At 72.1% G+C, this 21380-nt stretch carries 24 protein-coding genes; 21 read left to right on the plus strand and 3 right to left on the minus strand.

The features are described 5' to 3' along the window. Both EDD40_RS30185 and EDD40_RS30190 read left to right on the plus strand, forming a co-directional pair. A complete protein-coding gene (locus EDD40_RS30185) occupies window positions 1-1197 on the plus strand; it encodes a DUF6986 family protein (RefSeq protein ID WP_123745937.1) in 1197 nt (398 codons plus the stop codon). A 75-nt stretch (window positions 1198-1272) separates the two neighbouring features. Next, window positions 1273-1746 (plus strand): Imm1 family immunity protein, encoded by a 474-nt coding sequence (locus EDD40_RS30190; protein WP_148088949.1) that lies wholly within the window; start codon window positions 1273-1275, stop codon window positions 1744-1746. Between the two features lie 68 nt (window positions 1747-1814). Here the strand turns inward: EDD40_RS30190 and pucL are convergent, their stop codons facing one another. The 3 genes from pucL to uraD are packed head-to-tail and all read right to left on the minus strand — an operon-like array spanning window position 1815 to window position 3502. Continuing rightward, window positions 1815-2693: a factor-independent urate hydroxylase gene (gene pucL / locus EDD40_RS30195; RefSeq protein ID WP_123745939.1), complete on the minus strand. Its 879-nt coding sequence runs from the start codon at window positions 2691-2693 to the stop codon at window positions 1815-1817. A 3-nt stretch (window positions 2694-2696) separates the two neighbouring features. After that, the gene (locus tag EDD40_RS30200; protein ID WP_123745940.1) at window positions 2697-3020 is read right to left on the minus strand and encodes a hydroxyisourate hydrolase; all 324 of its coding nucleotides are present in this window, start codon (window positions 3018-3020) and stop codon (window positions 2697-2699) included. Further along, window positions 3017-3502 carry a 2-oxo-4-hydroxy-4-carboxy-5-ureidoimidazoline decarboxylase gene (gene uraD, locus EDD40_RS30205; protein ID WP_123745941.1) on the minus strand — a complete coding sequence of 162 codons (486 nt, stop codon included), beginning with the start codon at window positions 3500-3502 and terminating at the stop codon, window positions 3017-3019. The genes EDD40_RS30200 and uraD overlap by 4 nt, the downstream gene beginning before the upstream one ends. A 228-nt stretch (window positions 3503-3730) precedes the next feature. Here uraD and allB point away from each other — a divergent pair, with 228 nt between their 5' ends. The 19 genes from allB to lepB (EDD40_RS30300) all read left to right on the plus strand — a co-directional run bounded on the left by allB (window position 3731) and on the right by lepB (EDD40_RS30300) (window position 21373). Next, window positions 3731-5053: an allantoinase AllB gene (allB, locus tag EDD40_RS30210; protein WP_123748383.1), complete on the plus strand. Its 1323-nt coding sequence runs from the start codon at window positions 3731-3733 to the stop codon at window positions 5051-5053. Beyond that, entirely contained in the window at window positions 5050-6048 is a 999-nt protein-coding gene (gene alc, locus EDD40_RS30215; protein WP_123745942.1) for an allantoicase, read from the plus strand. The genes allB and alc overlap by 4 nt, the downstream gene beginning before the upstream one ends. A 50-nt stretch (window positions 6049-6098) precedes the next feature. Further along, a complete protein-coding gene (locus EDD40_RS30220) occupies window positions 6099-6446 on the plus strand; it encodes an alpha/beta fold hydrolase (protein WP_246037907.1) in 348 nt (115 codons plus the stop codon). A 502-nt stretch (window positions 6447-6948) separates the two neighbouring features. Further along, a complete protein-coding gene (locus EDD40_RS30225) occupies window positions 6949-8292 on the plus strand; it encodes an ammonium transporter (RefSeq protein WP_123748385.1) in 1344 nt (447 codons plus the stop codon). Next, entirely contained in the window at window positions 8289-8627 is a 339-nt protein-coding gene (locus EDD40_RS30230) for a P-II family nitrogen regulator (RefSeq protein ID WP_123745943.1), read from the plus strand. Before EDD40_RS30225 ends, EDD40_RS30230 begins: the two co-directional genes overlap by 4 nt. A gap of 30 nt (window positions 8628-8657) precedes the next feature. Then, window positions 8658-11027 (plus strand): [protein-PII] uridylyltransferase, encoded by a 2370-nt coding sequence (locus EDD40_RS30235; protein WP_123745944.1) that lies wholly within the window; start codon window positions 8658-8660, stop codon window positions 11025-11027. Between the two features lie 223 nt (window positions 11028-11250). Then, the gene (locus tag EDD40_RS30240; protein WP_246037909.1) at window positions 11251-11793 is read left to right on the plus strand and encodes an AAA family ATPase; all 543 of its coding nucleotides are present in this window, start codon (window positions 11251-11253) and stop codon (window positions 11791-11793) included. A 55-nt stretch (window positions 11794-11848) separates the two neighbouring features. After that, window positions 11849-13393: a signal recognition particle protein gene (ffh, locus tag EDD40_RS30245; RefSeq protein ID WP_123745946.1), complete on the plus strand. Its 1545-nt coding sequence runs from the start codon at window positions 11849-11851 to the stop codon at window positions 13391-13393. Further along, a complete protein-coding gene (locus EDD40_RS30250; protein WP_211348259.1) occupies window positions 13390-14466 on the plus strand; it encodes an amidohydrolase family protein in 1077 nt (358 codons plus the stop codon). Before ffh ends, EDD40_RS30250 begins: the two co-directional genes overlap by 4 nt. A 155-nt stretch (window positions 14467-14621) precedes the next feature. Next, window positions 14622-15332 carry a CPBP family intramembrane glutamic endopeptidase gene (locus tag EDD40_RS30255; protein WP_123745947.1) on the plus strand — a complete coding sequence of 237 codons (711 nt, stop codon included), beginning with the start codon at window positions 14622-14624 and terminating at the stop codon, window positions 15330-15332. 9 nt (window positions 15333-15341) lie between these two features. Next, window positions 15342-16124 (plus strand): CPBP family intramembrane glutamic endopeptidase, encoded by a 783-nt coding sequence (locus EDD40_RS30260; RefSeq protein ID WP_123745948.1) that lies wholly within the window; start codon window positions 15342-15344, stop codon window positions 16122-16124. Further along, window positions 16121-16888, plus strand: coding sequence for a LamB/YcsF family protein (locus EDD40_RS30265; protein ID WP_123745949.1), 768 nt, complete (start codon window positions 16121-16123; stop codon window positions 16886-16888). The genes EDD40_RS30260 and EDD40_RS30265 overlap by 4 nt, the downstream gene beginning before the upstream one ends. Before the next feature lie 152 nt (window positions 16889-17040). Further along, the gene (rpsP, locus tag EDD40_RS30270) at window positions 17041-17493 is read left to right on the plus strand and encodes a 30S ribosomal protein S16 (RefSeq protein ID WP_123745950.1); all 453 of its coding nucleotides are present in this window, start codon (window positions 17041-17043) and stop codon (window positions 17491-17493) included. Beyond that, entirely contained in the window at window positions 17490-17729 is a 240-nt protein-coding gene (locus EDD40_RS30275) for an RNA-binding protein (protein ID WP_015104447.1), read from the plus strand. The genes rpsP and EDD40_RS30275 overlap by 4 nt, the downstream gene beginning before the upstream one ends. Before the next feature lie 8 nt (window positions 17730-17737). Further along, window positions 17738-18256 (plus strand): ribosome maturation factor RimM, encoded by a 519-nt coding sequence (gene rimM, locus EDD40_RS30280; protein ID WP_123745951.1) that lies wholly within the window; start codon window positions 17738-17740, stop codon window positions 18254-18256. Beyond that, window positions 18246-18980, plus strand: a complete 735-nt coding sequence (gene trmD, locus EDD40_RS30285; protein ID WP_123745952.1) for a tRNA (guanosine(37)-N1)-methyltransferase TrmD — start codon at window positions 18246-18248, stop codon at window positions 18978-18980. Before rimM ends, trmD begins: the two co-directional genes overlap by 11 nt. 177 nt (window positions 18981-19157) lie before the next feature. Next, window positions 19158-19517, plus strand: a complete 360-nt coding sequence (rplS, locus tag EDD40_RS30290) for a 50S ribosomal protein L19 (protein ID WP_123745953.1) — start codon at window positions 19158-19160, stop codon at window positions 19515-19517. Between the two features lie 34 nt (window positions 19518-19551). Continuing rightward, complete coding sequence (gene lepB / locus EDD40_RS30295) at window positions 19552-20454, plus strand: signal peptidase I (RefSeq protein WP_123745954.1); 903 nt, start codon at window positions 19552-19554, stop codon at window positions 20452-20454. Window positions 20455-20470: 16 nt separating this feature from the next. Continuing rightward, window positions 20471-21373: a signal peptidase I gene (gene lepB / locus EDD40_RS30300; protein ID WP_123745955.1), complete on the plus strand. Its 903-nt coding sequence runs from the start codon at window positions 20471-20473 to the stop codon at window positions 21371-21373. Window positions 21374-21380 lie beyond the last annotated feature (7 nt).

Genomic DNA, 21380 nt, shown 5'->3' on the forward strand with positions numbered 1-21380 from the left:
GTGCCGCGGACGTCGTTGTCGGCCGACGCGGTGCGGGCGGTCACCGCGCGGCTGTCCGATGTGGAGCTGCGCGCGCCGGCGGGCCGCCAGCCGGTGCACACCTGCTACGTGCCGGCCGACCGGGTGGGCCCGTCCACGCTGGACGACTGGGGCGCGCAAGCGCTTGCGGCACTGGACGGGCACGCGCCGGACGGCTTGGCCGGCGTGCTGGGCCTCGCGCCGGACCTGGCGGAGGTCGTGGACGGGCGGGTGCGGGCGAAGCTGGTCAGCGAGCCGGTGGAGGACCTGCGGGTCGACTTCGAGGACGGCTACGGCGTCAGGTCCGACGCGGAGGAGGACTCGGACGCCGAACGCACCGCGCTCGTGGTGCGGGACTGGCTGCGCGACGGCACGGCCCCGTCGCGGTTCGGCCTGCGGATGAAGTCCTTCGACACGAGGGCGTCGCGTGAGCGCGGCATCCGGACGCTGGACGTCTTCCTCACCGCGCTGGGCGAGGCGCCCGGGGGTTTCGTGATCACGTTCCCGAAGGTCACCTCGGTGGCTCAGGTGGAGGTGCTCGGCGACGTCCTCGACCTGTTCGGGCTGCCGCTGCGGTTCGAGATCCAGGTCGAGACGACCCGGTCGATCGTGGACGGCGAGGGCAGGCTGGCGCTGCCCCGGTTCATCGAGGCGGGCCGCGGCCGGGTCACCGGGCTGCACTTCGGCACGTACGACTACACGGCGGGCTGCGGCCTGGGCGCGGCGCACCAGCACCTGGCGCACGGGGCGTGCGACTTCGCCCGCAACGTCATGCAGGTGTCCGCGGCCGGCACCGGGGTCGCGCTGTCCGACGGGTCCACGAACGTGCTGCCGGTCGGCGACGACGTGCACGAGGGCTGGCGCACGCACTACCGGCTGGTGCGGCGGTCGTTGGCGCACGGCTTCTACCAGGGCTGGGACCTGCACCCGGCGCAGCTGGTGACCAGGTACGCGGCCGTGCACGCGTTCTACCTCGAAGGCGTGGACGCCGACGCGCGCCGGCTCAGGGCGTACGTGGACCGGGCCGGCGGCTCGGTGCTGGACGAGCCCGCGACCGCGCAGGCGTTGTCCACGTCGTTCATCCGTGCCTTGGACTGCGGTGCCCTGGACGAGGACGAAATCCGCCGCGCGACGGGACTCACCGTGACCGATTTGCAGGCTCTAGCCAGAAGAGAGTGATCGTGGCATCGCTGGATGGGGTGATCCTCGAACCAGCGAAAAGCCGGATCACGCGATACCGGTCAGGGTGTGTCCATGACCATGCGGGCCGGGTTGTGGACCGGGCTGCCGGACCTGGAGCGGGCGGAGTTCCGCTACCAGGTGGTGGCGTGCGCGGCGGACGTGGACGTGCTCATCGCCGCCTTGGCGCGGCCCGAGTGCAATGACGGGATGCTGGAGCACTTCGGCCGGGCGCCCGACGCGGAGGGGGAGAGCGACCACAACCTGGTGCTCGCCGTCCGAGGCGCGTGGGGCTACCTCAACTACGTGGACGACGAGTTCACCGGCTGGCCGAAGGGCGAGCCGGACGCGCCGTACGTGGACGAGACCTACACCGACTTCCCGCCGGGCGTGGGCGTGCCGCTGACGACCTACCGGGAGGTCCTGCTGGAGTTCATGTTCACCGCGCGCCGGCCGACCGCCGTGGACTGGTACGAGGAAGCCGACCTGTTCCACGCCTGGCGGCTGCAACGCATGGCGCTGCACAAGAGCGACGGCGCCAAGAAGTGACGGCGCCCGAGGGGTGACGGCACCGGGAGACGACCGTGCTCCCGGGTGGGGGAGCACGGTCGGATCGCTCAGAACGCTGGCAGGGTGTGCCAGGCGGACCCGGGGTCCTCGGCGTCGTCGCGCAGCACGGAACCCTCGATCAGCCCGTACGGCCGGTCGGCGGCGTAGAACACCTCGTTGTCGTTCTCCAGCCCGAACGGCGACAGGTCCACCGCGAAGTGGTGCTTGTTCGGCATCGACAGCCGCACCTCCGCCACCTCCGGCCGGGCCCGCAGCACCGCCTCGCCCATCGCGTACAGCGTCTGCTGCAACGACAGGCTGTGCTTCGCCGCGAACGTGGCCAGCAGCAGCCGCCGGATCTCGGTGAAGCTCTCCGCCCAGTCGATCCCCTCGCCCTGATAGCGCCACCGCGCGGTCACCGAGGTGGCCAGGATCCGGTCGTGGGTCTCCTTCAACGTCGTGTACTCGTCGCGCGGGAAGCCGTGGAACTCCGAGCCGGTCGACTTGAGCACCACCACGTCCCGCACGCCCGACACCACCCACGCGCGTCCGCCCTCGACGGTCACGGCGGTCGTGCGCTTCTCGTCGCTGCCCCGCACGAACGAGTGGTCGTCGCCCTCGATGCGCTCCCAAGCGTGCTCGTCGACCAGCACGCGGGCGCCGGTGATCGCCTCCTGCGACGAGACGAAGTGCCGGCCCAGCCGCAGCGCGAAGTCCTCGATCTCGCCGACCGGCGCCTGCTTGGCGAAGGCGTAGACGGTGTTCTTCTGCGTGTCGGTCGCCAGCACCTTCGAGTTGTCGCCGGTCAGGTGGGTGTCGGTCAGGTCGCCGCGCAGGGAGGTGCTGACCGTGAGGTCCCTGATCGTGTGCACGGCGCCGTCGCGGGTCACCGTGACGAGGCGGTTCTCCGCTTTCCCGTACTGGTTGGGCCCCAGGACGATGGCCATCGGTCAGCTCCCTCGGTAGGTCGTGAAGGCGAACGGGCTCAACAGGATCGGCACGTGCAGGTGCGGCAGGTCGCCGGTGACCCGGAACGCGACGGTGATCTCCGGGTAGAACGGCGTGTCGACCTCGAACGTCAGCCGGTGCACGCCGGGGCTCAGCCCGCGGGCGAACTTCAGCCGGCCGTCGTCGTCGGTGACGCCCTCGGCCAGCACGTCGCCGTCGCGCTCCAACCGGACCGGCACGCCGACGCGCGGCCGGCCCGCCTCGGCGTCGAGCACGTGGGTGGACAGCGACGTCGACCTCGGGTCCGCCTCACCGGTGGTGGTCATGCCAGCGCCTTCCTCAGTCGCAGTGCCGCGATCTTCGCCAGTTCCCGGCTCACCACGCGCAGTTCCGCGTCCGGCGGGTTGCCCATCCGGGCGGCGAGGTCGGCCAGGACGCGTTCGCCGCTCAGCCCGGTCGCGCACACCAGGTAGATGTGCCCGAACCGGTCCTCGTAGGCGGTGTTGGCGGCGAGCAGCCGGTCGGCGAGGGGCGCGGTGACGCCGGACTGCTCGTCGGCCGACCACTTCGCCGTCACCCCGCCTCCCGCGGCCTTCTCCCCGATGCGCGGGTGGCTCGCGATGGCGGCGCGCACCTCGTCGTCCGTCAGGTCCGCGTGCCGGTCCGACGCGGCGACCAGCGCGTCCACGTCGGGGTAGGGGCGGTCGGCGAGCAGCGCGTCGACCCAGCGCGGCACGGCGAGGCAGTCGGTGAGCAGGGGGCGGAGCTCGGCCGCGGGCGCGGAGTTGAACCCTTCCAGATCTGGCACGCAGGCTCTCTTTTCTGTATCGCGGAATCCTCTTTCCGCAAAGAGGGACGCTACGAGCGCCCTCCGAACGTGTCAACAGTCTCGCGCCGCCGTCGAGGGCCCGCCTGCGGCGGGCGGCCACACCTCCGGCGGCAGAGGTGGTCGGGCTGCCGCCCGGCCGCGCCGGAACCGGTTCCTGCGACGTCTGGCCGGTCGCATCGCCGCCGACCGGCTGGGAGAGTGAAGCGCATGGATCTGGTGCTGCGCGCGGCCCGAGTGATCACCCCGGACGGCGAACGCCGTGCCGACGTCGGCGTCGCGGACGGTCGGATCGTCGCGGTGGCCGACCGCCTGGACGCCGCGACCGTCGTGACCCTCGCCGACGACGAAGTCCTCCTCCCCGGCCTGGTCGACACGCACGTGCACGTGAACGACCCCGGCCGCAGCGACTGGGAGGGCTTCGAGACCGCGACCAGGGCGGCGGCGGCCGGCGGCGTCACCACGATCGTCGACATGCCGCTCAACAGCCTGCCGCCGACGACCACGGTGGCCGCGCTGAAGGCCAAGCAGGAGGCGGCGCGGGACGAGGCGCACGTCGACGTCGGGTTCTGGGGCGGCATCGTGCCGACCAACCTGGACGACCTGGAGGAGCTGCACGACGCCGGCGTGTTCGGCTTCAAGTGCTTCCTGATCCACTCGGGCGTCGACGAGTTCCCGCACGTCACCGAGGACGAGCTGCGCGCGGCCCTGCTGCGGCTGCGCGCCCGCGACGCCCTGACGATCGTGCACGCCGAGGACCCGCACGAGGTCACCGAGCCCGGTCCCGGCTACCGCGCCTTCCTCGACTCCCGGCCGCACCGGGCCGAGCAGCACGCCATCACCACCGTGGTCGACCTGGCCAACGAGACCGGGGCCAGGCTGCACGTGCTGCACCTGTCCAGCGGCGAGGCCGTGAGGCAGGTGCGGATCGCCAAGGGACTCGGGCTGCGGCTGACCGCCGAGACGTGCCCGCACTACCTGACGTTCGTCGCGGAGGAGATCGGCGACACCGCCACGGAGTTCAAGTGCTGCCCGCCGATCCGCGACGCGGCCAACCGCGAGCAGCTCTGGCACGCGCTGCGCGAGGGCCTGATCGACCTCGTCGTCACGGACCACTCGCCGTGCACGCCGGAGCTGAAGCGGGGCGACTTCGCCACCGCGTGGGGCGGCATCGCGAGCCTTCAGCTGGGCCTGTCCGCGGTGTGGACCCAGGCCAGGCGACGCGGGCACGCGCTGACCGACGTGGTGCGGTGGATGGCGACGAACCCGGCCGACCTGGTCGGGCTGGACGCCAAGGGCCGCATCGCGCCCGGCGCGGACGCCGACTTCTGCGTGTTCGCGCCGGACGACGCGTTCGTGGTGGACCGCGACGCGCTGCTGCACCGCAACCCCGTCACGCCCTACCACGGCCGTCCGCTGGCGGGCGTGGTGCGGCGGACGTGGCTGCGCGGTCGCCCGATCGACGACCGGCCGCGCGGCCGGTTGCTCCAGCGCCCCCGGCCGAGCCGGGGATCGGACGGAGGAGACGCATGACGGAAGTCCCCGGCTGGACCCGCCTGCCCGACCTGGCCTCCCGCGCGGTCGGCGGCAGCGTGGTGTGGGCCAACGACGAGTCCTTCGCCGAGCGCGAGAACCTCATCCGCAAACCCGAACCGGAGTACCGGACCTACACGTTCGGCCACAAGGGCCAGGTCTACGACGGGTGGGAGACGCGTCGCCGCCGGGAAGGCGGCGAGGACCGGGCGATCGTCCGGCTCGGCCTGCCGGGTGTGGTCAAGGGCGTCGTGGTCGACACCGCGTTCTTCAAGGGCAACTTCCCGCCGTTCGCGTCGGTCGAGGCGACCTCCGCCACCGGCCACCCGGCGCCCGACGAGCTGACCGGCTGGGAGACCGTGGTGCCGAAGTCGCCGCTCGGCGGCGATCGCAAGCACCACTTCGAGGTGTCCGCGCACCGCCGCTACACGCACGTCCGGCTCACCATCCACCCGGACGGCGGCGTGGCCCGGCTGCGCGTGCACGGCACGCCGGTGACCGACCCCGAGCTGATCCTGCCGGACGCGCTCGACCTGGCGGCCCTGGAGAACGGCGCGTCGATCACGGGGTGCAGCAACATGTTCTACAGCGACCCGGGCAACCTCATCGCGCCCGGCCAGGCCACCGTCATGGGCGAGGGCTGGGAGACCGCGCGCCGGCGCGACGACGGCAACGACTGGGTGGAGGTCGAGCTGGCCGCACCGGGCGTCATCCGGCTCGCGGAGCTGGACACCAGCCACTTCAAGGGCAACGCGCCGGGCTGGGCGTCGGTCCGGGGCCGCGACGCGCGCACCGGCGCGGAGTTCGACGTGCTGCCGCGCACCCGGCTCCAGCCCGACACCCGCCACCGCTTCCGCGTCGAGGGCGGCGCCGAGGCCACCCACGCGCGGCTCGACATCTACCCGGACGGCGGGATGGCACGACTGCGGCTGTTCGGCGGGTTGACCGCCGACGGCCTCAGGGTGATCACCCGGCGCTACCAGGACCTGCGCTGAGAGGTGTGAAAGTTGTCAGCCCTCGGGCTGATCATTCAGGGCGCTCGGCGGTGTCGCCACCGCGTCGGCGCCGGCAGTGGGCACGACCTCGGCGGCGTCGGCCGATCCGACGCAACGCGCTGCGCACGGCACTCGGCGAGCGCCGGATCGACTACTACGGCCTGTCCTGCGGCACGCTCATCGGCCGGCAGCACGCCGAGGAGTTCGGGCGGCACGTCCGCGCCATGGTGATCGACTCCAACGTGGACCACAGCCTCGGCACGTGGCGGTTCAACGAGACCGAGTCCGCGACCGCCGAGGGCTCGTTCCGCAGGTTCGTCGCGTGGTGCGACCGCACCGCGTCGTGCGCCCTGCACGGCCGGGAGGTGGCGGCGGTCTGCGACGACCTGTCCTGCTGACCTACGAGGGCTACCTGGTCGACCTGAAGGCGCCGCGTCCCGGTGCGCGGTGCGCGGTGCGCGGCCGTCGAGCCCGCGCCGCAGCCGGTCGCGTCCGCGTCCGCGAAGCCCGTCCCGGAAGGCCCGACCCCGGCCATCCCGGGCTGGTGGGCGCAACGCCGCGGGCCGCCTCCGCCACCCGGCGGGGGCGGCCCCGACCGGTCTGGCAGGCTCGGTCGCGACCACGCCCGGTCCCGCGTCCGACCGCCGGTGACCCAGCGTCGTCGAGACCCTTCACGGGATCACACGAACCACCGCAAAGGCGAGTTGTGCTCGCACGGTCCGTCACCGCGAAGTCCGCGGCGACCCGGCCTCCTCGCGGGTGGAACTGCCCGCTTCAAGCCCGTGAAACCTGCCCGTAACACCGGGGCCGGGACAGTTCACCTGCCGGAAACCTGAGGCGCAACCGCGTGAAACAGGGCATACCGATGCTCCCTGCAACCGACGTGCAGTGGAGGTCGACGTGGATACAGGGGACACCGCCTGGGTGCTCACCAGTGCCGCACTGGTGCTGTTGATGACGCCGGGACTTGCCTTCTTCTACGGGGGCATGGTCCGGTCGAAGAGTGTGCTCAACATGATGATGATGAGCCTGGGCGCAATCGCCGTGGTCGGTGTGCTCTGGGTGTTGGTCGGCTACTCGATGGCGTTCGGCACCGACGTCGGCGCCGGTCTGCTCGGTCAGCCGTTCGAGTTCTTCGGCCTCGACGGCCTGCTCGGCAAGGAGTCGTTGTCGGGGACCATCCCGACCACCGTCTTCGTCGCGTTCCAGGCGATGTTCGCCATCATCACGGTGGCGCTGATCTCCGGCGCGATCGCCGACCGGGCGCGCTTCGGGCCGTGGCTGCTGTTCGCCGGCCTGTGGGCCGTGCTCGTGTACTTCCCGGTCGCGCACTGGGTGTTCGACTTCGACGGCAAGGACGCCGACGGCAACGTCGTCGACGCGGGCGGCTGGATCGCCAACAAGCTGCTCGCCATCGACTTCGCGGGTGGCACCGCGGTCCACATCAACGCCGGCGCGGCGGGCCTCGCGCTGGCGCTCGTCCTCGGCAAGCGCGTCGGTTGGCCGAAGGACCGGATGAAGCCGCACAGCCTGCCGCTGGTCGTGCTGGGCGCCGGTCTGCTGTGGTTCGGCTGGTTCGGCTTCAACGCGGGCTCCGCCCTCGGCGCGAACGGCACCGCCGGCGTCACCTTCGTCAACACCCTGGTCGCCACCGCCGCCGCGATGCTCGGCTGGCTGCTCGTGGAACGCGTCCGCGACGGCAACGCCACCACGCTCGGCGCCGCGTCCGGCGTCGTCGCGGGCCTGGTCGCCATCACGCCGGCCTGCTCGTCGGTCACCCCCCTCGGCGCCATCGCGATCGGCGCGATCACCGGCGCCCTGTGCGCCCTGGCGGTCAGCCTGAAGTACCGCTTCGGCTTCGACGACTCGCTCGACGTGGTGGGCGTGCACCTGGTCGGCGGTCTGTCCGGCACCATCCTGATCGGCTTCTTCGCCAGCTCCTCCGCCCCGGCGGGTGTCGACGGCCTCTTCTACGGTGGCGGTCTGGACCAGCTGTGGCGGCAGGCCGTCGGCGCGCTGGCCGTGCTCGCGTACTCGTTCGTGCTGAGCCTCGTGCTGGGCTACCTGGTCAAGATCACCGTCGGCTTCCGGGTCGACGAGGAGGCCGAGGTCGCCGGCATCGACGAGGCGGAGCACGCCGAGACCGCGTACGAGTTCGGCAGCGGCATCGGCGCCCGTGGCGGCAGCAAGCCCAGTGTCGCCGCCGGCGCCACTGCGGTCCTCGAGGGGAGCAACAAGTCATGAAGTTGGTCACCGCGATCATCAAGCCCTTCACGCTGGACGACGTGAAGGCGTCCCTGGAACAGCTGGGCGTGCTGGGCATGACCGTCAGCGAGGTCCAGGGGTACGGCAGGCAGAAGGGCCACACCGAGGTCTACCGCGGCGCCGAGTACGCCGTGGACTTCGTGCCCAAGCTGCGCATCGAGGTGCTGATCGACGACGCCGCCGTGGAGAAGGTCCTCGACGCCGTCGTGGAGGCCGCGCGCACCGGCAAGATCGGTGACGGGAAGGTCTGGGTGACGCCGGTCGACACCGTCATCCGCGTCCGCACCGGGGAGCGCGGCTCGGATGCCCTATAGGGATCCGAAGTAGGAATGGGAGACGGCCGTATGGACAACGCCGAGGCGGCCGTCGTCACGGCTGACGACCTGGTGCGAGCACGCGATCGGCTGCTCGCGCCAGGTCGGCGCCGTTTGACGGGGGAGTCGCTGCGCGAGGCGCTGGTGGACCTGCACGAGTTCTGGCTCACCGCGCACGCCTCGCAGTCGGGCGTCGGCGGACCGGGCAGTGGGGTCGCACTGGTCGCCGTGGGGGGTCTGGGCAGGCGGGAGCTGGTGCCCTATTCCGATCTCGACCTGCTCTTGGTGCACAACGGGCACAAGGGCGTGGACGGGATCGCCGAGAAGCTCTGGTACCCGCTGTGGAACTCCGGCATCGGCCTGGACCACTCGGTGCGCACGGTCGGCGAGGCGCTGCGCGTCGCCGCCGGCGACCTGCGCACCGCGCTGGGGCTGCTGGACATCCGCCACATCGCGGGCGACCAGGAGATCAGCCAGCGGCTGACCGACAGCGCCCGGCAGGCGTGGCGCACGGGGGTGCGCACGCGGCTGGACGAGATGGCCGAGTCGGCGTCGCGGCGCTGGGCGCGCAGCGGCGAGATCGCGCACCGCGTCGAGCCGGACCTCAAGCACGGCCGCGGCGGGCTGCGCGACGTGACGCTGCTCGACGCGTTGAGCGTGGCGCAGCTGACCGACCGGGCGTCCGCCGAGGTCAACGAGGCCCGCAAGCTGCTGCTGGACGTGCGCACCGAGCTGCGCCGGGTCGCGGGCAAACCCCGGGACGTGCTCCGCGCGCAGGACGGCGACGAGGTCGCCACCGCGCTGGGCCTGCAGGACCGCTTCACGCTGGCCCGTTCGATGTCGTCCGCCGCGCGCACGATCGTCTACGCCGTGGACGTGGCCATGCGCACGGCGCGCGCCGCGGTGCCCAAGCGCGGACTGGGCGTGTTCGCCCGCTCCCCGCTCAGGCGCGCCCCGGCCAGGCGTCCGCTGGACGAGGGCGTCGTGCTGCACGGCTCCGAGGTGGCGTTGGCGCGGGACGCGATGCCCAGCCGCGACCCGGCCCTGCTGCTGCGCGTCGCCACGGCCGCCGCGCGCAGCAAGCACCCGATCGCCGCCGGCACGTTGGCGAAGCTCGCCGACTCGGCCCCGGAGCTGCGCCAACCGTGGCCGACGGAGGCCCGCGAGGAGCTGCTGGCCCTGCTCGGCACCGGCGCCGGCCTGATCGACGTGGTCGAGGCGCTGGACCGCACCGGCCTGTGGGGCAGGCTCTTCCCCGAGTGGGGCGCGGTGCGGGACCTGCCGCCGCGCGACGCCGCGCACACGTGGACCGTCGACCGCCACCTCGTGCAGGCCACTGCGCACGCGGCCCGCCTGGTGACCAGGGTGTCCCGCCCGGACCTGCTGCTGCTCGGCACGCTGGTGCACGACATCGGCAAGGGCAGGCAGGCCGACCACTCGGAGGTCGGCGCGGCGATCACCACGCAGATCGCCGAACGGCTCGGCCTGTGGCCGCAGGACGTGGCCACGCTCACCGCGCTGGTGCGCCACCACCTCCTGCTGCCGCACACGGCGACCCGCCGCGACGTGGAGGACGAGGCCACCGTGCGGCGCGTGGTGGACACCCTCGGCGGCGACCCGGTGCTGCTGGAACTGCTCTACGCGCTGGCCGAGGCCGACGCCGTGGCCACCGGGCCGGGCGTGTGGTCGGACTGGAAGGCGTCGCTGATCAGCGACCTGGTCGCGCGCTGCCGCACGGCGATGGCGGGCGACCCGCTGCCCGAGCCGGAGCCGTTGGACCAGCGCCAGCAGGACCTCGCGCGGGCCGTGCTGGCCAGCGGCAGGCCGGACGTGCTGATCGACCCGGGCGACCACGCCGCCACCGTCACGGTGGTCGCGCCCGACCGGCCGGGGCTGCTGTCCCGCGCGGCGGGCGTGCTCGCCCTCAACTCCCTCGAAGTGCACGCCGCGACGCTCCGCTCGCACGGGGACCCGGCCTCCGGGGCGGCCGCCGTCGACGTGTTCACCGTGTCGCCCAGGTTCGGCTCCCTGCCGGACGTGACGCTGCTGCGCGAACAGCTCACCAGGGCGTTGGACGGCTCCCTCGCGCTGGCCGACAAGCTGGCCGCGAAGGAACGCGACTACGGCGGCCCGCCGCAGGACCCGCCGCCGCCGAAGGTGCTCTGGTTCGACGACGAGTCGACCGGCGCGGTGGTGCTGGAACTGCGCGCGGCGGACCGCATCGGGCTGCTGCACCACGTCGCGGGCGCGCTGGAGCAGTCCGGTGTGGACATCGTGTGGTCGCGGGTGTCCACGCTGGGTTCCACGGTGGTCGACTCGTTCGCGATCACCGCGCCCGACGGCATGGACGAGAACCGGCGCCGGCGCATCGAGCGGGCCGTGCTGCTGGCCGCGCGCTGAGGTTGCGTAGGTCTACGCACAACCGACCGAGGGTGCTCACGCTGCCGGTCGGCCCCCGTGCCGGGGCAAGCTTCTCCCGTGGCACGGGGGACCCGCGTGGCCCGGGGGGCGCCGGCGGGGTCGTCGCCACCGCGTGATCGGGAGCGGCCTGTCGAGGGGTTGGGCCGCTCCCGATCACGCCGGAACTCGTGGACGTCCGAAACGTCTCTTTAGTATGGATGCGATGACCGCTGTCGCCGTGAGGCCGCGCTCGCTGGTCGTGCTGGCCGGACTGCCGGGAGCGGGTAAGTCGACGCTGCTCGCCGCCGCCGACACGGACGGCGCGCCCGCCGTCGTGCTCGATTCCGACCAGGTGCGGACCAGCCTCCGCGCCTTCTTCCCGAAGGCCCTGCCGTACCGCTTCTACCGCCCGTTGGTGCACTTCGTGCACCGCGCCCGGATCGTGTGGTTCGCGATCACCACGAGCGGCCTGCTGCTCGTGCACGAGCCGTCCACCCGCCCGACCACCCGCGCCGGGCTGGTCGCCGTCGGTGTGCTCACCCGCCGGCCGCGGCACTTCCTGTGGCTGGACGCGAGCCCGGAGCAGGCGCTGTCGGGGCAGGTCGAGCGGGGCAGGCTGATCCGGTCGCGGTCGTTCGCCCGGCACGTGCGCCGCGCGGCCCGGCTGCGCACCCGCTTCGCCGAGGGCGTGCCGCCGCGCGGCTGGCAGGGCCTGACCCTGCTGACCCGTCGTGACCACCTGCGCCTGTCGGTGACGCCGGGGTGAACGGCTACCCTGAGTACGAGGAACCCACCGACGACGTGCGAGGTCTGGCGGCATCGTGTTCAACACCCTTTCCGACCGGCTCACCTCGGTCCTGCAGAACCTGCGGGGCAAGGGGCGGCTGTCCGAGGCCGACATCGACGCGACCGCGCGCGAGATCCGGGTCGCGCTGCTGGAGGCCGACGTCGCGCTGCCCGTGGTGCGCACGTTCATCGCGAAGGTCAAGGAGCGCGCCAAGGGCGCCGAGGTCAGCCAGGCCCTGAACCCGGCCCAGCAGGTCGTCAAGATCGTCAACGAGGAGCTGGTCGGCATCCTCGGCGGGGAGACCCGCAGGCTCAACCTGGCGAAGAACCCGCCCACCGTGATCATGCTCGCGGGTCTGCAGGGCGCCGGTAAGACCACCCTGGCGGGCAAGCTCGCCCGGTGGCTCAAGGCGCAGGGCCACACCCCGATGCTGGTGGCCTGCGACCTCCAGCGCCCCAACGCGGTGACCCAGCTGCAGGTGGTCGGCCAGCGGGCGGGCGTGCCCGTGTTCGCCCCCGAGCCCGGCAACGGCGTGGGCGACCCGGTCGACGTGGCGCGCAAGGGCATCGAGGAGGCCAAGCGGGCGCAGCACGACGTCGTCGTGGTCGACACCGCGGGCCGCCTCGGCGTCGACGAGGAGATGATGCGCCAGGCCGTCGACATCCGCGCCGCCGTGCAGCCCGACGAGGTGCTGTTCGTGGTCGACGCGATGATCGGCCAGGACGCGGTGAACACCGCCACGGCGTTCCAGGACGGCGTCGGCTTCACCGGCGTGGTGCTCACCAAGCTCGACGGCGACGCCCGCGGTGGCGCCGCGCTCAGCGTCCGCGAGGTCACCGGCCAGCCCATCCTGTTCGCCTCGAACGGTGAGAAGCTCGAGGACTTCGACGTCTTCCACCCGGACCGGATGGCGAGCCGCATCCTGGGCATGGGCGACATGCTCACCCTCATCGAGCAGGCGGAACAGGCCTTCGACGCCGACCAGGCCGAGGCCGCCGCGGTCAAGATGGGCTCCGGCCAGCTCACGCTCGAGGACTTCCTGGAGCAGATGCTGGCCCTGCGCAAGATGGGCCCGATCGCGAACCTGCTCGGCATGCTGCCCGGCGCGGGCCAGATGAAGGACCAGCTGGCCAACCTGGACGAGAAGCACCTGGACCGGGTGCAGGCGATCATCCGGGGCATGACCCCCGCCGAGCGCGACGACCCGAAGATCATCAACGCGTCCCGCCGGCTGCGCATCGCCAACGGCTCGGGCGTCCGGGTCAGCGACGTGAACGACCTGGTCAACCGCTTCTTCGAAGCGCGCAAGATGATGAGCCAGATGGCCGGCCGCTTCGGCCTGCCGGGTGGCGGCAAGAACAACCGCAAGGGCAAGGGCAAGAAGGGGAAGAAGGGCAAGGGCCGCGGCCCCACGCCGCCGAAGGTGCGCGGCGGGTTCCCCGGCATGCCCGGCATGATGCCCGGGATGCCCGGCATGCCGCCCCAGGGCGGCGGCGGTCCCGCGCTGCCGCCGGGGCTGGGCGGCTTCGACCAGCTCCCACCCGGTTTCGACCCGTCGAAGCTGAAGTTCGACAAGTGAGCGGCCTGCACCTGCGGGGCGTGGTCCTCCCCGAGGGCGGCGACCCGCGGGACGTCTGGGTGGTCAACGGGCGGATCCGCACCAAGCCGGTGCCCGGCGCGACCACCGTCAGCAGCGGCGGGTACCTGGTGCCCGGCCTGGTCGACGCGCACTGCCACGTCGGCCTGGGCGCCAAGGGCGCGGTCGACCTGCCCGAGGCGGTGGACCAGGCGCTGGCCGACCGGCGGACGGGCACGCTGCTCATCCGCGACTGCGGCTCGCCGCTGGACACGCGACCGCTGCAGGAGCGCCTCGACCTGCCCCGCATCATCCGCGCGGGCAGGCACCTGGCCCGGCCCAAGCGGTACATCAAGTACCTGGGCGTGGAGATCGAGGACCCGGCCGACCTGCCTGCCGCGGTGGCCGAGCAGGTCGCCGCCGGCGACGGCTGGGTGAAGCTCGTCGGCGACTGGATCGACCGGGGGACCGGCGACCTCGCGCCCCTGTGGACCGAGGACGTGCTCACCGAGGCGATCAAGGTCGCGCACGAGAACAAGGCCAGGGTCACCGCGCACGTCTTCGGCGAGGACGCGCTGCCCGCCCTGCTCAACGCGGGCATCGACTGCATCGAGCACGGCACGGGCCTGACCGACGACACGATCGCGCAGATGGCCCGCAACGGGACCGCGCTGGTGCCCACGCTGATCAACATCGAGAACTTCCCGGCCATCGCGGCCGGCGCGGACAAGTACCCGGCCTACCAGGGCCACATGAGGCACCTGCACGAGCGCAACGCCGAGACCGTCGCGAAGGCGGTCGAGGCCGGCGTGCCGGTGTTCGCGGGCACCGACGCGGGCGGCGGCATCGAGCACGGCCGGATCGTGGACGAGATCAAGGCGCTGCACGGCGTCGGCCTGAGCGCCACGCAGGCCTTGGGCGCCGCCTCCTGGGCCGCCCGCGAGTGGCTCGGCTTCCCGTCGCTGACCGAGGGCGCCGCCGCCGACGTCGTGGTCTACGAGGACGACCCGCGCGAGGACCTCGACGCCCTGCGGCACCCGAAGCTGGTCATGCTGCGCGGCCGGATCCACGGCTGACCTCGCGCGCACCGTCCCCCGGCGGTAGGAAATCCGTCACCGGGCCGGGTGACGAGGAGTTCTTCCGCCACCCGAGGTGAGCGCTGCGGCCGTCAGGGTGATCTTGAACGGCCTCGGGCAGCACTCCGCCCCACCGGACCACTACGTTCGGACGAGTGGAGGAACAGCGGGACCAGGACACCGGACGGGCGCACTGGGGCTTCCTCGCGTTCTTCACCGGGCTCGGCGGCTACCACCTCGCCATCCTGGTCTTCACCGCCGCGACGGCCGACCGCTTCGCCGAGGTGGACGTCACCGACCCGCCGGTGCTCGGCCCGCTCCTGCTGCTGGTCTTCCTGCCCAACGTCCTGCTCGGACTCGGCCCCGTCGTCATCTCGTGGCGCCGCGGCGAAGGGCCCGGCAAGGACTTCGGCCTGGTGCCCACCCTCCGCGACCTGAAGGTGGGCGTGGCCGCCGGCGGCGCGGCGTTGTTGGCCGCGTGGCTCATCGGCGCGCTGCTGCTGCGCATCAACCCCGACCGGTCCGGGTCGCTGGACGAGATCGAAGCGCTCTCCGGCGGTCGCACGATCTGGCTGGCCGCCGCGGCGCTGTTCGTCTTCCTCGGCGCGCCGCTGACCGAGGAGCTGCTGACCAGGGGCGCGCTGTGGCAGGCGCTGGCCCACTACCGGATACCCAGGACCGCGATCCTGGCGCTGACCGCCGTCGTCTTCGCGTTCCTGCACGAGGAGAGCTGGCGCGTGCTCGGCCTGTTCGCGCAGGGGCTCGCGATCGGCGCGGCCCGCATGATCACCGGCCGGGTGGCCTCCAGCGTGGTGGCGCACGCCACCAACAACCTGCTGCCCGCCGTCTACCTCTACACCGGCTGACTAGGGTGGATGGCTGTGACACGACCGGATGAACCGCCCCCAGGCCTGATCGCCAGCGTCCGCGCGGTCGGGCGCGAGCCGGAAGCGGTGCACGCCGGCCAGCGGTGGGGCTTCGGCGCGTTCCTGCTCGTCGAGGCCGTCTTCATCCTGAGCGCGGTGTTCATCACGGCGGTGGCCCGCACGTCCGGCATGGACCTCGGCTCGTCGGTGAGCTTCGTGCTGATCGGCTCCATGGTGCCGACGGTGCTGGCCGCGGCGGTCGCCGTCACCATCACCTACCTGCGCGGCAACGGCCCGTTCCAGGACCTCCGGCTGGCCTGGGACTGGGCGGACGTCAAGGTCGGGCTCAAGCTCGGCGCGCTCGGCCTGGTGCTCACCTACGTGGCCGCGGTGATCTGGTCGAAGGTGGTCGGCGACAAGAACGCCACCTCGGCGATCGGCGAGCTGGTCGACGGCGCGGGGCTGCCCCTCGGCGCCGCCGTGGCGATGTTCGTCTACGTGTGCTTCCTGGGCCCGGTGTGCGAGGAGGTGATCTACCGCGGCCTGCTGTGGGGCGCGATCGAGCGGCAGCGCTGGAGCCGGTGGGCCGCGTTCGTGCTGACCACGCTGATCTTCGCGGCCAGCCACCTCGAACCGCTGCGGACGTCGTTGCTCATCGTGATCGCGCTGCCCATCGGCATCGCCCGCCTCATCACCCGCCGGCTCACCGCGAGCGTGGTGGCGCACGTGATCAACAACTTCCTGCCCGGCCTGACCCTCCTCCTCGTCTCCGTCGGGGTGATGCCCGCGTGAGCACCCGCGCGATCGACCTCAACAGCGACCTCGGCGAGGGCTTCGGCATCTGGCGCCTCGGCGACGACGAAGCCCTGCTCGGCATCGTGACCAGCGCGAACGTGGCCTGTGGCTTCCACGCGGGCGACCCGTCGACCATGCGCCGGGTGTGCCGCCAGGCGGCGGACGCGGGCGTGGCGGTCGGCGCGCAGGTCTCCTACCGCGACCTGGCGGGCTTCGGCCGCCGGTTCATCGACGCGGACCCGGGGGAGCTGGCCGACGAGGTGCTCTACCAGATCGGGGCGCTGGACGCGTGCGCCAGGGCGGCGGGGACGTCGGTCGAGTACGTGAAGCCGCACGGCGCGCTCTACAACGCCACCGTGCACCACGACCGGCAGGCGAGGGCCGTCGTGGACGGCGTGAAGGCGTTCGGCGACCTGCCCGTGCTCGGGCTGCCCGGCTCGCGCCTGCTCCACCACGCCGAACGGGCGGGCCTGCGCCCGGTCCGGGAGGCGTTCGCCGACCGCGCGTACACGCCCGAGGCCACCCTGGTGCCGCGCAGCGCGCCGAACGCCGTCCTGACCAGCACGGAGGCCGTGCTGGCGCAGGTGCTCGGGCTCGCCGAACGCGGCGAGCTGGTCGCCGTGGACGGCACCTCGCTCAAGGTGGAGGTCGACTCCGTCTGCCTGCACGGCGACACGCCGGGCGCGGTCGAGCACGCGACGAAGATCCGCGCGGCGCTGACCGACGCGGGGGTCCCCGTGGCCCGATTCGTCCCCCGGTAGACCTGTCTGGCAGAATGGTTGGTTGTTCGCCGAGGTCGGTCCCTCTCACCGTGCCATGGCGCCCCAGACATCTGGGCTTTCACCACCCGCGCCCCACTCGGGTGAGGACTGCCCGCACCTGAGCACACAGAGCACGAGGAGCACCCACACCCGTGGCCGTCAAGATCAAGCTTCAGCGGCTTGGCAAGATCCGTCAGCCGTACTACCGGATCGTCGTCGCCGACGCCCGCACCCGCCGCAACGGCAAGGCCATCGAGACGATCGGCAAGTACCACCCGAAGGAAGAGCCGTCGTTCATCGCGGTGGACAGCGACCGCGCGCAGTACTGGCTGGGTGTCGGCGCGCAGCCGACGGAGTCGGTGCAGCGCCTGCTGGAGATCACCGGTGACTGGCAGAAGTTCAAGGGCCTCCCGGGCGCCGAGGGCACGCTGAAGGTCAAGGAGCCCAAGACCAGCAAGGCGGACCTGTTCGCCGCCGCGCTGGCCGCCGCGGGCGACGCGCCGTCCACCGAGGCGACCACCCCGAAGAAGAAGTCGGCCAAGAAGGACGACGCCAAGAAGGCTGACGCCGAGGCCGCTCCCGAGGCTGCCAAGGACGAGGCGTGAGTTTGTTGGCTGACGCTCTCGAACACCTCGTTCGGGGCATCGTCGACCACCCGGACGACGTCCGGGTGAACCTGGTCACGACCCGACGTGGTCGCACGCTCGAGGTTCACGTCCACCCGGACGACCTCGGCAAGGTGATCGGCCGCAGCGGTCGCACCGCGACCGCCCTGCGCACCGTGATGGCCGGCATCGGTGGTCGTGGCGTGCGCGTCGACGTGGTCGACACCGACCGCTGAACGCGCACATGGACGTCGTCGTCGGCCGAGTGGCCAAGGCGCACGGGATCAGCGGCGAGCTCGCGGTCGACGTGCGCACGGACTCACCCGAGACCCGGTTCGCGCCGGGCTCGGTGCTGACCGCCAAACTGCGCGACGGCACTTCCCGCAACCTCACCGTCGCAGCCGCCCGGAACCACTCCGGGCGGCTGCTGGTGCGTTTCGAGGAAGTGCTGACCCGTGACGTCGCCGAGACGCTGCGGGGCACGGTGCTGCTCGGCAGCACCGAGGACCTGCCGCCGACCGGCGACCCGGACGAGTTCTACGACCACCAGCTCGAAGGGCTGGCCGCCGAGCTCGCGGACGGCACGCGGATCGGCACCGTGCTGGAGGTCGTGCACGGCCCGGGTGGTGAGCTGCTGGTCGTCAAGCGCGAGAACGGCGACGAGACCCTCATCCCGTTCGTGCGCGAGATCGTGCCCGCGGTGGACCTCGCGGGCGGGCGCGTCGTGCTGGACCCGCCCGAGGGCCTCCTCGATGCGGATTGACGTCGTCACGATCTTCCCGGAGTACCTGGACCCGCTGCGCGCCGCCCTGCTGGGCAAGGCGATCGACAAGGGCCTGATCAGCGTCGGCGTGCACGACCTGCGGGACTGGACGCACGACGTGCACAAGGCCGTCGACGACAGCCCGTACGGCGGCGGCCCCGGCATGGTGATGAAGCCGCAGGTGTGGGGTGAGGCGCTGGACGAGGTCGTCACCCCGGCCACCCGCCTGATCGTGCCGACGCCGGCCGGCCGGCCGTTCACCCAGCGGATGGCGCACGACCTGGCCGCGGAGGAGCACCTGGTGTTCGCCTGCGGCCGGTACGAGGGCATCGACCAGCGGGTGGTGGACGACGCGGCGCGCCGGACGCGCGTGGACGAGGTCTCCATCGGCGACTACGTGCTCGTCGGCGGCGAGGTGGCGGTGCTGGTGATGGTCGAGGCCGTCGTCCGCCTGCTGCCCGGCGTGCTGGGCAACCCCAAGTCGGCCGCCGAGGACTCGTTCTCCGACGGCCTGCTGGAGGGGCCCAGCTACACCCGGCCCGAGGTGTGGCGCGACCTCGCGGTGCCGGAGGTGCTGCGCTCGGGCAACCACAGGGCGATCGACCGCTGGCGGCGCGACCAGTCGCTGCGCCGCACCCGCGACCGCCGTCCCGAACTGCTCGACGCCCTGCCCGAAGGGGCGCTCGACAAGCACGACCGCAAGCTGCTCGAAGAGCTGGACTGAGCGTCGGACGAGGGGCGATTTCGTGCCGCCGCCCCTCGTCTGGCACACTGGACAGGTTGCTGCACCCGGTTCAACTCATCCGGCGTGCGCTAGGCCCGCCCCCGCGCGTGTGTGATTCGAGTTCGGCCGCGCCCTGGGGGAGTACGCAATACACGTGAGGACGAGGACGGACCACCGATGAACACCCTGGACGCTCTTGACGCCCAGTCGCTGCGCTCCGACATCCCCAGCTTCCGGCCGGGCGACACGCTGAAGGTCCACGTCCGCGTCATCGAGGGCTCCCGTGAGCGGGTCCAGGTGTTCCAGGGCGTCGTGATCCGCCGGCAGAACGGCGGCATCCGCGAGACCTTCACCGTCCGCAAGGTCTCGTTCGGTGTCGGTGTCGAGCGCACCTTCCCGGTGCACTCCCCGAACATCGCCGAGATCGAGGTCGCCTCCCGCGGCGACGTCCGCCGGGCGAAGCTGTACTACCTGCGCGACCTGCGCGGCAAGGCCGCCAAGATCAAGGAGAAGCGCGAGGCACGCCCGGCCTCCTGACGCCGGGCACACGCGGAAGCAGTAGCCTGCCCACGTGGCAGATCCCGTGCACCGCTCCGCTGACGAAGACGGTCAGGATCCCGCAGTCGAGTCCTCCACGGATTCGACTGCGGGCGGCAAGTCGAAGAAGGACAAGAAGAAGCCCCCGCTCTGGCGCGAACTGCTCGTGCTCGGCGCCACGGCCCTCGTCCTCACCATCCTGATCCAGACGTTCCTGGCGCGGGTGTACGTGATCCCGTCGCAGTCGATGGAGCAGACGCTGCACGGCTGCCCCGGGTGCAACAACGACCGGGTGCTGGTCGACAAGCTGGTCTACGACTTCACCGACATCGAGCCGGGTGAGGTCGTGGTCTTCCGCGGCCCCGAGACGTGGGGCAACAACGACTTCAACTCCGGCCGGTCGGACAACCCGATCGTGGCCGGCATCCAGTCGGTGGCCTCGCTGGTCGGCCTCGCGCCGCCGGACGAGCGCGACTTCGTGAAGCGGGTCATCGCGGTCGGCGGGCAGACCGTCGAGTGCTGCGACGACCAGCACCGCGTGAAGGTCGACGGCAAGCCGCTGGACGAGCCGTACATCTACTGGCAGCCCGGCACGTCACCCGAGAACCACGACCCGTTCGAGCCGGTGAAGGTCCCCGAAGGACACCTTTGGGTGATGGGTGACAACCGGACGAACTCCACCGACTCCCGCAAGCAGGGCGGCGGCGGTCTGGCGGGCACCGTGCCGGAGGACAACGTCATCGGCAAGGCGCGGGTGATCGTGCTGCCGCCGTCGCGCTGGCAGGGCATCGGCGACCACAACCCGCAGGCCCTCGCGCTGGGCGCGCCCGCGTGGCAGGGCGCCATCCCGGCGGGCGCCGGCCTGGCCGCGGCGTGGCCGCTGGTGTTCTTCGGCCGCAAGGTCCGCAGGCGGTTGACCAGGGCCACACAGCCCTGATCGGTACGCTGACCCGGTGGTGGACGTCGCATCGTCCCGGGGATCCTCCGACGAGGGGGAACCGGAGCACGAGGAAAAGGTCGAGCAGTGGCGCGCCCGCGCGCGCAAGACGGCCAAGCGCAAGGGGTCGTTCTGGAAAGAGCTGCCGATCCTGATCGGCGTCGCGGTGGTGCTCGCGGTGCTGATCCAGTCGTTCCTGGCGAAGGTCTACATGATCCCGTCGGAGTCGATGGAGCAGACGCTGCACGGCTGCTCCGGCGGCTGCTTCGGCGACCGGGTGCTGGTCGACAAGCTCGTCTACGACTTCACCGACGTCGAACCGGGCGAGGTCGTGGTCTTCCACGGCCCCGACACCTGGATCAACCAGGACTTCGTGGCGGCCGAGCCGACGAACCCGGTGCTCAAGGCGGTGCAGGGGCTCGGCTCGCTGATGGGGTTCCCGGCGGCGAACGAGGAGGACTTCGTCAAGCGGGTGATCGCGGTCGGCGGGCAGACCGTGCAGTGCTGCGACGACCGCAACCGGGTGATGGTCGACGGCAAGCCGCTGGACGAGCCGTACGTGTACTGGGCGCCGGGCCGCAGCACCGTGCAGGAGTCGTTCGCCGAGCTGAAGATCCCCGAGGGCTACCTGTTCGTGCTGGGTGACAACCGCAACGACTCGTGCGACTCGCGGTGCCAGGGCGACGGCCGCGAGGGCGGTCTCGTGCCGGTGGGCAACGTGGTGGGCAAGGTGCGGGTGATCGTGCTGCCGCCGGCGCGGTGGCAGGGCGTCGGGGACCACAACCCGCAGGTCGTGGCCATCGGGGCGCCCCCGTGGCAGGACGCGCTGCCCGCCGGGGTCGGCTTCGCGGCGGCGTGGCCGGTGCTGCTGCTGGGCAAGCGAGTGAGGTCGCGGTTCCGGGGTTCGCGGCTGAGATAGGGTCGTG

This window comes from Saccharothrix texasensis (assembly GCF_003752005.1).
GTDB classification, from domain to species: Bacteria; Actinomycetota; Actinomycetes; order Mycobacteriales; family Pseudonocardiaceae; genus Actinosynnema; species Actinosynnema texasense.

Coding starts and splice junctions, on each gene's coding strand:
- EDD40_RS30200 (WP_123745940.1), bottom strand. CDS start 3,020: ATGACCACCACCGGTGAGGCGGACCCGAGGTCGACGTCGCTGTCCACC.
- EDD40_RS30235 (WP_123745944.1), top strand. CDS start 8,658: ATGGACAACGCCGAGGCGGCCGTCGTCACGGCTGACGACCTGGTGCGA.
- allB (WP_123748383.1), top strand. CDS start 3,731: ATGGATCTGGTGCTGCGCGCGGCCCGAGTGATCACCCCGGACGGCGAA.
- alc (WP_123745942.1), top strand. CDS start 5,050: ATGACGGAAGTCCCCGGCTGGACCCGCCTGCCCGACCTGGCCTCCCGC.
- EDD40_RS30230 (WP_123745943.1), top strand. CDS start 8,289: ATGAAGTTGGTCACCGCGATCATCAAGCCCTTCACGCTGGACGACGTG.
- EDD40_RS30240 (WP_246037909.1), top strand. CDS start 11,251: ATGACCGCTGTCGCCGTGAGGCCGCGCTCGCTGGTCGTGCTGGCCGGA.
- rimM (WP_123745951.1), top strand. CDS start 17,738: ATGGACGTCGTCGTCGGCCGAGTGGCCAAGGCGCACGGGATCAGCGGC.
- EDD40_RS30260 (WP_123745948.1), top strand. CDS start 15,342: ATGGCTGTGACACGACCGGATGAACCGCCCCCAGGCCTGATCGCCAGC.
- rplS (WP_123745953.1), top strand. CDS start 19,158: ATGAACACCCTGGACGCTCTTGACGCCCAGTCGCTGCGCTCCGACATC.
- EDD40_RS30190 (WP_148088949.1), top strand. CDS start 1,273: ATGACCATGCGGGCCGGGTTGTGGACCGGGCTGCCGGACCTGGAGCGG.
- pucL (WP_123745939.1), bottom strand. CDS start 2,693: ATGGCCATCGTCCTGGGGCCCAACCAGTACGGGAAAGCGGAGAACCGC.
- trmD (WP_123745952.1), top strand. CDS start 18,246: ATGCGGATTGACGTCGTCACGATCTTCCCGGAGTACCTGGACCCGCTG.